General features: G+C 60.3%; 7 protein-coding genes. 5 read left to right on the top strand and 2 right to left on the bottom strand.

Annotation, left to right across the window (positions count from 1 at the left end; translation table 11 throughout):
- Window positions 1-60 precede the first annotated feature (60 nt).
- From DW233_RS01725 to DW233_RS01745, 5 genes are all read left to right on the top strand, one after another.
- Window positions 61-1,209 (top strand): glucose-1-phosphate adenylyltransferase, encoded by a 1,149-nt coding sequence (locus DW233_RS01725; RefSeq protein ID WP_035138263.1) that lies wholly within the window; start codon window positions 61-63, stop codon window positions 1,207-1,209.
- Window positions 1,210-1,213: 4 nt separating this feature from the next.
- Window positions 1,214-2,341 carry a glucose-1-phosphate adenylyltransferase subunit GlgD gene (gene glgD, locus DW233_RS01730; RefSeq protein WP_099431724.1) on the top strand — a complete coding sequence of 376 codons (1,128 nt, stop codon included), beginning with the start codon at window positions 1,214-1,216 and terminating at the stop codon, window positions 2,339-2,341.
- A gap of 90 nt (window positions 2,342-2,431) precedes the next feature.
- Window positions 2,432-4,762: a glycogen synthase GlgA gene (gene glgA, locus DW233_RS01735; protein WP_199574560.1), complete on the top strand. Its 2,331-nt coding sequence runs from the start codon at window positions 2,432-2,434 to the stop codon at window positions 4,760-4,762.
- 216 nt (window positions 4,763-4,978) lie between these two features.
- Window positions 4,979-8,275, top strand: coding sequence for a 4-alpha-glucanotransferase (locus tag DW233_RS01740; RefSeq protein ID WP_118266383.1), 3,297 nt, complete (start codon window positions 4,979-4,981; stop codon window positions 8,273-8,275).
- 88 nt (window positions 8,276-8,363) lie between these two features.
- Complete coding sequence (locus tag DW233_RS01745) at window positions 8,364-8,600, top strand: FmdB family zinc ribbon protein (protein WP_117790331.1); 237 nt, start codon at window positions 8,364-8,366, stop codon at window positions 8,598-8,600.
- A 140-nt stretch (window positions 8,601-8,740) separates the two neighbouring features.
- On the opposite strand, the gene DW233_RS01750 is transcribed toward DW233_RS01745, so the two are convergent.
- Entirely contained in the window at window positions 8,741-10,141 is a 1,401-nt protein-coding gene (locus DW233_RS01750; protein ID WP_118266385.1) for an RsmB/NOP family class I SAM-dependent RNA methyltransferase, read from the bottom strand.
- On the bottom strand, window positions 10,138-11,058 hold the full coding sequence (gene fmt / locus DW233_RS01755) for a methionyl-tRNA formyltransferase (RefSeq protein ID WP_118266387.1): 921 nt from the start codon (window positions 11,056-11,058) through the stop codon (window positions 10,138-10,140). Before fmt ends, DW233_RS01750 begins: the two co-directional genes overlap by 4 nt.
- Window positions 11,059-11,354: the final 296 nt, after the last annotated feature.

Consider the following 11,354-nt stretch of genomic DNA (forward strand, 5'->3'; position numbering starts at 1 on the left):
ACCGAGCGCCGCGCCCGTCGTCAATGGGTTTAGGAACATCGATGACAGAAGGAGAAATCGATGAGTAAGAAAGAATGCATCGCGATGCTCCTCGCAGGAGGACAGGGCAGCCGATTGGGGGCACTCACCCAAAAGATCGCCAAGCCGGCGGTTAGCTTTGGTGGCAAGTTCCGCATTATCGACTTTTCGCTCTCCAACTGCTCCAACTCGGGCATCGACACGGTGGGCGTTCTGACGCAGTATCGTCCCTACCTGCTGCATGCCTACGTGGGCTCTGGCGAGGCGTGGGATCTGGACAGCCGCGACGGCGGCGTGTCGATCCTGCCGCCGTACGAGACGCAGACCGGCGGCGCCTGGTATGCGGGCACGGCCGACGCCATTACGCAGAACCTCGACTACATCAAGGCCAACGACCCCAAGTACGTCCTGATTCTTTCGGGCGATCACCTGTATCGCATGGACTACCGCAAGATGCTCAAGACGCACATTGAGAACAATGCCGACCTCACGGTGAGCGTTATGCCCGTGCCGTGGGAGGAGGCCAGCCGCTTTGGCATCCTGACCACCGACCCCGAGGACGGCCGCATCACCAAGTTTACCGAGAAGCCCGAGAAGCCCGATTCGAACCTCGCCTCCATGGGCATCTACATCTTCTCGGCCGACGTGCTGATCGAGGCGCTCGAGGAGGACGCTCTGGACCAGCGCTCGAGCCACGACTTTGGCAAGGACATCATCCCCAAGCTGCTCGGTGAGAACAAGCGCCTGTACAGCTACGAGTTCCACGGCTTTTGGAAGGATGTCGGCACCATCGCCAGCTTCCATGAGACCTCGATGGACCTGCTGGGTAACAACCCCGAGTTCGATCTGTTCGACAAGAACTTCCCCATCATGTCCAACATCACCACGCGTCCGCCGCACTACATTGGCCCGGACGGCCGCCTAGACGACTGCCTGGTCTCCAATGGCTGCAAGATCTACGGCACCGCTCGCCACTCGATCCTTTCGACCGATGTCATCATCGAGGAGCGCGCCGTGGTCGAGGACTCCGTGCTGCTGCCGGGTGCGCACGTTAAGAGCGGCGCGCACATCTGCCGCGCTATTTTGGGCGAGAACTCCACGGTCGAAGAGGGCGTGAAGCTCGGCTCTGTCGATACCACCAAGGATACGGCCGTCGTTGGAAATGACGTCGTTATCGGGAAGGGGGAATGATCCGATGATCAATCGCAAGGCCATCGGTTATATCACCGCTAACTACTCTTCGACCTACGGCAGCGTGCTGCTCAAGGACCGCCCCATCGCGTCCGTCCCGTTTTTGGGCCGCTACCGCCTGATCGACTTCCCGCTGTCCAACATGATGAATGCCGGCATTAAGACCGTCGGCGTCGTCATGCCGGGCAACTACCGCTCGCTGATCGACCACGTGGGCTCAGGCAAGGACTGGGGCCTGGACCGCAAGAAGGGCGGCCTGTTCATGGTGCCCGGCAACGCGTATGGCACCACCAAGGGCGGCATGCGCTTCCTGCTGCGCGACATCATCTCCAACAAGACGCTGTTCCAGCGCTCGGAGAAGCCCTATGTCGTGATGATGGGCACCAACATCATCTTTAACATGGACCTCAACACCATCATCGAGGCGCACGAGAACTCCGGCGCCCAGATGACCGTGGTGTACTGCAAGGCCACGCGCAACGTCGATGACGAGACCAAGCTCGAGATTAACGAGAACGGCCGCCTGACGGGCGTGAGCGCCGGCGTCGTGTACGGCGACAACGCCTCCATGGACTGCTGCATCGTCAACCGTGAGACGCTGCTCGAGATCATCGACCACTACCAGGCCGCCGACTATCTGGACCTGCTCGAGGCACTCCAGGGCGACTTTGGCAACATCGACGTGTGCAGCTACGAGTACAAGGGCGAGGTCGTGGGCGTGTTTAGCGAGAAGTCGCTGTATCGCCGCAGCATGGACCTGCTCGACCAGACCGTGGCCGACCAGCTCTTCGATCCCGAGCGCCCGATCCTGACCAAGGCTCACGACGTGCCGCCTTCGCGCTATGCGACCGGCAGCCACGCGTGCAACTCGATCATCTCGGCCGGCTGCATCATCAAGGGCACCGTGCGCAACTCGATCCTGTCGCGCGGCGTCGTGGTCGAGGAAGGTGCGTCGGTCACCAATTCGATCATCAACCAGAGCTGCATCATCAAGAGCGGCGCCCGCGTTGAGAACGCCATTCTGGACAAAAACAACGTGGTTCCCACCAACACCGAGCTTCGCGGCACGCCCGAGAACATCCTGGTGCTGGGCAAGGCTCCGTTAACTTCCGACACCACCATCGTACGTTAACGTTGGCACCGCAACATCGCTCGTAACATGTAGAATAGCCGCCCGGTTTGTGCCAGGCGGCTATTCTCGAATTGCAACATGGGAGACAATATGGCAGATTCCAGCAAAAAGATGCAGATCGTGTTTGCCTCGGCCGAGTGCGCACCGTTTGTGAAGACCGGTGGCCTGGGCGACGTGGCGGGCTCGCTGCCTGCGGCGCTCGTGCGCGCCGGCGCCGAGGTCATCGTCATGGTGCCCAAGTACGCCACCATCAAGGACGAGTACAAGGCGCAGATGGAGCACTTCTCCGACTTTTACGTGAGCCTGGGCTGGCGCAATGAGTACTGCGGGCTCGAGAAGCTCGAGCACGACGGCGTCACCTATATGTTCATCGATAACGAGCGCTACTTTGCGCGCGACTATCCGTACGGCTTCTTTGATGACGGCGAGCGCTTTGCATTCTTCTCCAAGGCCATCACCGAGAGTCTGCAGCACCTGCCGGCCGGTTTTGAGTGCGACATTCTGCACTGCAACGACTGGCAGACGGCACTGGCGCCCGTGTTCTTGCGCGAGTTCTACCAGGGCCTTCCGCTGTACGACCGCGTCAAGACCGTGTTCTCGATCCACAACGTGGCGTTCCAGGGCCAGTTTAGCGACACCGTGATGGAGGACATCCTGGGTGTGGCGCATATTCCCGCTGCCGCCTCGCAGCTGCGTTGCGACGCCTGCAGCGTCAACTATATGCTGGGCGCGCTTCGCTATGCCGACGCCATCACCACGGTGAGCCCCACCTATGCCAACGAGATCCAGACGCCCGAGTTTGGCGAGGGCCTGGACGGCGTGCTGCGCGAGCGCTCCTATGCGCTGCAGGGCATTTTGAACGGCATTGACGTGGCGGGCTTTGACCCGGCGACCGACAAGCGCATTGCCGCCAACTACACGGTTGATGACCGTTCCGGCAAGGCCGTGTGCAAGGCAAAGCTGCAGGAGGAACTGGGGCTCGAGGTGCGCGACGACCGCCCGCTCATGGTGATGGTCACGCGCTTGACGCGCCAGAAGGGCATGGACCTGGTTATGTACGCGCTCGACCGCATCCTGGCCGGCGGCGTTCAGGTGGCCGTGCTGGGCACCGGCGACCGCGACTACGAGGACGGCCTGCGCTACTTCCAGGACAAGTACCCCGGCACCATGGCCGCACGTATCGAGTTCGATCCGGCGCTGTCGCAGCGTATGTATGCCGCAGCCGACATGTTCCTGATGCCTTCGAAGTTTGAGCCCTGCGGCCTGTCGCAGATCATCGCCATGCGCTACGGCACCCTGCCGATTGTTCGCGAGACTGGCGGTCTGAAGGACACGGTGATTCCGTATAACGAGTTTACCGGCGAGGGCACGGGCTTCTCGTTTAGTAACTTTAACGGCGACGAGATGGGCGACGCCGTGTTCCGTGCGGCACGCCTGTTCTGGGATAACCGCGATGCCTGGAACCAGCTGGTCACGCAGGCCATGAGCCAGGACTTTAGCTGGACGCGCTCGGCCGACAAGTATCTGGACCTGTACTTCTTTATGCACCCGGAGATTGAGAGGCCGGCAGCTGTTGTCGACGAGTCTGAGGCTGTTGCTGAGCCGGTGGCCGCTGAGGAGCCCAAGGCCGAAGAGAAGCCGGTTGAGGCTGAGCCAGCAAAGGCCGAGCCTGAGGTGAAGGCTGAGGTTGCTCACAAGGCAGAGGTCGAGGTCAAGCCTGCTGTAAAGCCCGTAGCTAAGAAGACCGCGACCCGTAAGACGACGGCTAAGAAGACCACGACCACGAAGACCGCTGCGAGCAAGGCCACCGCTGCCAAGGCAACTACTGCCAAGGCAACGACCACGCGCAAGCGCACGACCGCCGCTGCCAAGAAGGCCGCCGAGGTCGAGGCCGCTCCTGAGGTAAAGGCCGAGGTCGCAGAGGTCAAGCCGTCCGCCAAGGCTCCGGCAAAGACCGCTGCCAAGAAGACGACCACGACCGCCAAGAAGGCAACAGCTGCCAAGAAGACCACGGCAACGAATTCGACGGCCGCCAAGGCTACTGTGACAAAGGCCGCTCCGAAGGCTGCCGCAAAGCCCGCCGTCAAGGTCGAGGAGACAGCCGCCGAGCCCAAGGCCGAGGCAGCTGTCGAGGCCAAGCCGACCGCCAAGACCACCACGCGCAAGCGCGCAACGACGACGGCCAAGAAGTCCACGGCAAAGGCCGCAACTCCCAAGGCAGAGGCTAAGGCCGAGGCCAAGCCTGCAGTAAAGGCCAAGCCGGCACCAAAGGCCGCTGAGGTCAAGACCGCTCCGAAGGCTACGGCAAAGGCCGAGCCCGCCAAGAAGGCCCCGGTCTCCCCCGTCGTCGCGACCGAGGAAAAGGCTCCGACCAAGAAGACCTCCGTCCGCAAGGCAACGGCCACCCGCAAGCGTCGCTAGCCCACAGACGATCCAAAACCTCATCAAACCCTAAGCAAGGGGCGCTCCAACCGGGCGCCCCTTCTCTGTAGGTATTGGTAAAACGATTTTCTAGGACAACCGTTCGCCGATGGTAAACGGATGTTGTTTATACAGCCTGTGTACAAAAGATATACTTACAACTTGTGCGTAAAGCCATGGCCCGCAGGCCGTGATTCTATTGAACTGGACCGTATTATGAGATTGATTCACAACAGCCGTCTGCCGCAGTTTCGCACTCCGTTTGGCGCTGTGACCACAGGAACTACCCTTTCGCTCTCCGTGATTTTGGAGGATGCCGATCCCAACCAGGCAACGCTTACGTTGCGTACCTGGGTAGATGAGATCGGTGAGTCTCTGTATCCCATGACGCACGAGGGCGACGGCATATTTACCGTAGAGCTTGAGTGCACCGAGCCCTGTCTTATCTGGTACAGCTTTATCTGCAATATCGAGGGCCAGCCCGAGGTTCGCCTGGGCGCGCCGCAAGGCCGCACCGGTGGCGAGGGCGTAACTTACGGCTACGCCGAGGTTCCGTCCTTCCAGATTACCGTCTATAAGCACCGCGAAGTGCGTCCCGAGTGGTACGAGCGTGGCATGGTCTACCAGATCTTCCCCGATCGCTACGCCCGTGACGAAAACTGGCGCGAGCGCACGCTGGCCGAGGTCGAAAAACCGCGCAACGGAATCCAGCGCCGTATGGTCGAGGACTGGAACGAGCCGCCCGTGTACGAGCGCGCCGAAGACGGCTCCATCAAGACCTGGGACTTCTACGGCGGCTCGCTCAAGGGCATCCAGGAAGACCTGCCCCGCATCGCCGAGTTGGGATTTACAGCTATCTACCTCAACCCCATTTTTGAAGCCGCGAGTAACCACCGCTACGACACCGCCGATTACACCAAGATCGATCCGATTCTGGGCACCGAGCAGGACTTTACCGAACTGTGTCAGGCGGCCGAAAAGCTGGGCATTTCCATCATTCTCGACGGTGTGTTCAACCACACGGGCGACGATTCGATCTATTTCAACCGCTATGGCAACTACCCCGGCGTGGGCGCGTGGCAGAGCAAGGATTCGCCGTGGCGCGATGCGTTTTACTTCCATGAGGACGGTTCGTATGACTGCTGGTGGGGCGTGGGCAACATGCCTGCCATCAATGAGAGCTCCGAGCTGGTACGCGAGCGGCTCCTGGGCAAGGACGGCGTGATCCGTAAATGGCTACGTGCCGGCGCTCATGGCTGGCGCCTGGACGTCGCTGACGAGCTTTCGGACGATTTCCTGACCGAGATCAAGAAGGCAGTACTTGCCGAAAAGCCTGACGCACTGTTGCTCGGCGAAGTCTGGGAAGATGCCTCCAACAAGATCAGCTATGGTCATTTGCGCCGCTACCTGCAAGGCTCCGAGCTCGACTCGGCCATGGATTACCCCTTCCGCGACATGGTCATCGGCTTTTTGATGGGCTACAAAAACGCTTACCAAGCTGCTGAAGATATCGAGACCCTCCGCGAGAACTACCCGAGCGAGGCATTGTCCTGCGCGCTCAACCTGCTGTCGAGCCACGATCGCCCGCGTATCATCTCGGTGCTCGGCGGCGGCCCCGACGAGTCGCAGCTGCCCGAGTGTGAACGCAGCAAATGGCGCCTGGACGAGAACTCGATGGGCCTGGCCAAGAGCCGTTTTTGGCTCGCCACGCTCATGCAGATGTCTTTCCCCGGCGTGCCTTCGATCTACTACGGCGACGAATACGGCCTGGAGGGTCTAACCGATCCGGGCAACCGCCGCACCCTGCCGACCAAGGACCAACTGCACGACTTCGACACACTGGCTATTGTCAAAAACGCCTCCGCCGTACGCCGCGCACTGCCGTTTATGATCGACGGCGAGATCAAGGCCTTCGCGCTCAACGACGAGGTGCTGGCATACAACCGCACGGGCAAGGATGGCGAGTCCGCGACGGTTATCATCAACCGTAGTCTGCGCAATTCGCACCGCGTGACGATTCCGGCGCTCGACGAATGCGCGAGTGACGTGATCAGCGGTCACGAGTGCGAGATCCACAACGGCACGGTCACGCTCGATTTGTATCCGCTGGGCTCGTCGATCATCTATCACCATGCCGAGCAGCGCTTGCAGGAGCCGCTCGATCACGGCGCGGGCGTTGTGTGCCATATCACCTCGGTACCGACCGATGACGGCAAGCCCGGCACGATCGGCGCACCCACGCGTCGCTTTATCGACCATCTGTCCGCTATGGGCATGCGCTACTGGCAGGTCCTGCCTGTCAACCCAACGGACTTCTTCCGCTCCCCTTACGCCGGGCCTTCGGCCTTTGCGGGCAATATTGACCTGCTGCCCGAGAGCCAAGAGGAGCTGGCGGCCGACTTTGAGACTTGGAAGGCCCGTGGCGGCGAAGATGCCGATCCGCTCTACACCGCGTTTAAACATCGCAACGCCGATTGGCTCGAGAAATACTGCGTCTACATGGCCGTTAAGAAGTACTTTAAGGGCGAGTCGCGCCACGATTGGCCGACGGATGTCGCGCGCTACAACGAGCACCTGATTGACGACAAGCGTTTCCACGACGAGGCAGAGCTGCAGGCGTACATGCAGTACCGCTTTGACCTAGCCTGGTGCGAGCTCATGAACTACGCGCACAAGAAGGGCATCGAGGTCATCGGCGATATCCCGATGTATGTCTCGGACGATTCGGCCGACGCGTGGAGCGAGCCCGAGAACTTCTGGCTGTCCGATACCGGCAAGGCAATCGAGATCTCCGGTGCGCCACCCGACAACTTTGCACCCGAGGGTCAGGTGTGGGGCAACCCGACGTTCCGCTGGGACCACATGAAGCAGAACGGCTATAGCTGGTGGATGGATCGCCTGCGTCGCGCGTTCTCGCTCTACGACCGCGTGCGTCTGGATCACTTCCTGGGATTCCACAGCTACTTTAGCATTCCCGCCGGCAAGGCCTGCGCCGACGGCCGCTGGCTGGCGGGTCCGGGCAAGGACCTGTTCCAGACCGCCTATGACGAGCTGGGGCCGCTCAACTTTATCGCCGAGGACCTGGGCTACCTGACGCCCGGCGTTCGCGCCATGGCTTCGACTTGCGGCTTCCCCGGTATGGACGTACTGGAGTTTAGCGATTACGACGTTCGTTGCGGCGTGCACCCTACGCCCGGCAAGATCCTGTACACATCGACGCATGACACGTCGACGCTCGCGGGTTGGTGCACGCGCTCCTTTGCGGGCGGCGACGAGCCGAGCGGTGTTGAGGTGGCAGCCAAGCTGATGAGCGACGCGCTGACAAGCGACGCTCCCCTGGTGATGATGCCGCTGCAGGACGTGCTGGGGCTTGGCGACGACACGCGCATGAACGTACCGGGCGTGGCCACGGGCAACTGGACCTGGCAGGCTGACGAGGCCGACGTTGCGGCCGCTGAGGGCAAAACCGCACAGCTCCTGCGCAACACGCATAGATTCTGGGGCGAAGCGTGATAAAACGCCCGATATAGGGTACAGTTACAGACGTTTGATTTTATGCGGGCAGAGTGATCTGCCCGCTTTGTGCTGAAAAGGAAGTATTATGGCGCGCTACGATTACAAGTGCTCGAGCTGCGGCAACGTGTTTGAGGTTGAGCATCCCATGTCCGAGAGTCCCGAGGTCGTGTGCCCCAGCTGCGGCGCTCCGGCATCCAAGACGTTCTCGGCCAGCGGCATCAAGTTCGACGGCAGCGGTTTCTACAACACCGACCAGCGCAGCGGCGGCTCCAGCACCAGCGCCACCAGCGGCTGCTGCGCCAACTGCCCGCACAGCCACTAGAAACCAATCAGCCCCGCGCCAACACCAATCGCGGGGCTGATTCTTTAGCTGCCCAGGTTTCCTTATGAGTTGCGGTGAAATAAGGACTGTTTGGCGGGCAGAAGCCGCTATTCAATCCCTATTTCACCGCAACTTAGTCGTTACTTGTGGACCAGGCGGGCGCAGAAGTGGCCGTCGTAGGAGTCGGCGTTTACCGGCACGCTTTGGAAGAGGCCTCGATCATTCTGGCGTACGGATACGAGCTTCTTGGCCTGATCGAACTCGGGGAGTTGCAGAATCTGCGCCTCGGAGAGCGGCTCCAAGCTAAAGTCCGCACCCTCGGGCGACGCCAAGAACGCGTCCACAACCTGCGTGTTCTCCTCATCAAAGACCGAGCACGTCGCATAGATGAGCTCGCCGCCGGCAGCCACGCGCGCAGCGGCTTCCTTGAGCATCGTCAGCTGCAGCTTGGGTAGCTCAACCGTCACATCCTTTTCGGTCAGGCGCCACGGGATCTCGGGATGACGACGCATGGTTCCGGTGCCAGAGCACGGCGCATCGATAAAGACTGTGTCGAACTTAACCGGCTCGCCAAGCATGGCATCAAACGATGTGAGCACCTCATTAAGCTCGCAGGCATCACCCGAAACCGTACGAACGCCCTGAATACCGGCCTTATGCAGGCGAGCGAGATTAAGATCGCACTTGCGATCATGCAAATCGAGCGCCGTATGCTGACGCTCATAGCCCGTACGCTTGGCCTGGCACATCATCACATAGGTCTTGGTGCCACGACCGGCACCAATCTCAAGGCAGCTACCGGGGCGCGTGGCAGCTGTTGCGATAAGTTGCGCGTTGAGATCAGATGCCACCGCGGCAGCACGTTCAAACGCACCCGAAGCAACGGTAACCTGGGCATCAACCGGGGCATGGCAACCCGGGAACACGGGTGCCACAAGCTGCGAGATATACGGATCGGGCTTGGACGCAAAGGCGTTCTCATGTAGGGCCAGCGGCGCGGGGGCCAGATTGCCGGCAAAGTTAAGCGCACCCTCTGGCGTGTCAAACGACGCCATAATGCGAGCGCACAGCCAGCGAGGAAGACCCATCAGACGCGACAGACGAACCAAGCGTCGCTCAGACTCATCCACATCGGACGCAGTAGCAAAGTCCTCAACATTGTCTGAAACCTTATGGAGTACAGCATTGGCCAAGCCAGCGGCGGACTTAGCACCGCAGCGAACCAGCTCAACTCCCTGACTTACGGCAACGCGGCCAGGCGTATGCAGGTAGAGCATCTCGAAGGCCGAGATACGAAGCGCCATGCGAACACGCGGCGCAACCTTTTTAGGCTTATCGAGAAACTGATCGAGCAGTTCGTCCAAAATACCTTGCGTGGCGGCCACACCCAGCGCCAAGCGGGCAGCAAAAGCGGAATCGCGCTGGTCAATAGCCTTGGCCGATGCGCGAGAGGACAGCACGTCGCGCGCATACATGCCGCGGCGATCGGCCTCCATCAACACATCGAGCGCAAGCTTGCGCGCGGGAGACAGCTTGCTCATGACAAAACACCCCAGATAAGATCGGCACCCTGCAGGCCAGCAGCCCAAGCAGAAGCGGCCATAGCACGCTTGCCATCAGGCTTAACCTCGAGCAACTCAACCGAGCCATCGGAAAGGCCAAGGTAAACACGCTTAGCCTGAACGAGAACCTGACCCTCGCCAAGCGACACATCAGCCGCCGCAGCATCGAGCACACGCACGGTCTTGCCGGCAATCACGCAACGAGCAGGCGCGGTATCGGACGAGGCCAGCACATGACGCACGCAATCAAGCGCCGCCATGTGCGGATCCAAGCGCATCTCCTGCTTAGAAATCTTGGCAGCATGGGTAACGAGCGCCTCGTCCTGTTCGATCCACACGGCGGTGCCATCGGCAAGAGAAGGAAGCGTATCGGCAAGCAGTTTGCCGCCGAGCTCAGCGAGCTCCATAGTCAGCGCCTCGGCATGCTTACCGGCAACCGAGATCGAGGCCTGCGCACAATAGGCGCCGGTATCCACGCCATGCCCAATGCGCATAATAGAAACGCCAGCAATCTCATCACCAGCAAGAATGGCACGCTGAATAGGAGCAGCCCCACGCCAACGAGGCAGCAGCGAAGCATGAACATTCACAATACCAAGCGGCGACATATGCAGCACCTCATCGGGCAAAATGCAACCATAGGCTGCCACACAGAAAATATCAGCCTGCGCAGCCTTGAGCACCTCAACAACCTCAGGCGTCATACGATTAGCCTCAACAACCGGCAACCCCAGCTCAAGCGCCTTAGCCTTAACAGGAGACGGCTCCAGCTTCTTACCACGCCCACGAACAGCATCAGGACGAGTAACAACAAGCGCAATCTCATTCCCAGCCTCAACAAGCGAAGTCAAAGAAGGCACAGCAAAATCAGGCGTACCCATAAACACAATACGCATAAAAGTTAGTCTCCCCTCAACCAAAGCCGAGACGGCTACAAAGAACAGCGGAAAGCCAAGTCACCAGTCCATCCGCAATAACATTTCAACAAAAACAAATATACCCAAAACCAAAGAAAGAGCCGCAATAAAAGCAGCTCTTTCAGCAAAGCACCTATCAGCGAAGACGCCCATCCCTGGCCCGACGGCACCTGGGCGAGACAAGCAGCGTCAACGTAGTCCCCGGGGCGCCCGCCTATATCGTCCCGCGCGCAGTTTCGCAGCGCAGCGAGAATGTTTGAGCACGGGATGATATA

Origin of the sequence: Collinsella sp. AM20-15AC (assembly GCF_003471405.1) — a bacterium.
Lineage (GTDB): Bacteria > Actinomycetota > Coriobacteriia > Coriobacteriales > Coriobacteriaceae > Collinsella.

Excerpts from the sequence above, each read along its gene's own strand:
- DW233_RS01745 (WP_117790331.1), top strand. The coding sequence starts at position 8,364 with ATGGCGCGCTACGATTACAAGTGCTCGAGCTGCGGCAACGTGTTTGAG.
- fmt (WP_118266387.1), bottom strand. The coding sequence starts at position 11,058 with ATGCGTATTGTGTTTATGGGTACGCCTGATTTTGCTGTGCCTTCTTTG.
- glgD (WP_099431724.1), top strand. The coding sequence starts at position 1,214 with ATGATCAATCGCAAGGCCATCGGTTATATCACCGCTAACTACTCTTCG.
- glgA (WP_199574560.1), top strand. The coding sequence starts at position 2,432 with ATGGCAGATTCCAGCAAAAAGATGCAGATCGTGTTTGCCTCGGCCGAG.
- DW233_RS01750 (WP_118266385.1), bottom strand. The coding sequence starts at position 10,141 with ATGAGCAAGCTGTCTCCCGCGCGCAAGCTTGCGCTCGATGTGTTGATG.
- DW233_RS01740 (WP_118266383.1), top strand. The coding sequence starts at position 4,979 with ATGAGATTGATTCACAACAGCCGTCTGCCGCAGTTTCGCACTCCGTTT.
- DW233_RS01725 (WP_035138263.1), top strand. The coding sequence starts at position 61 with ATGAGTAAGAAAGAATGCATCGCGATGCTCCTCGCAGGAGGACAGGGC.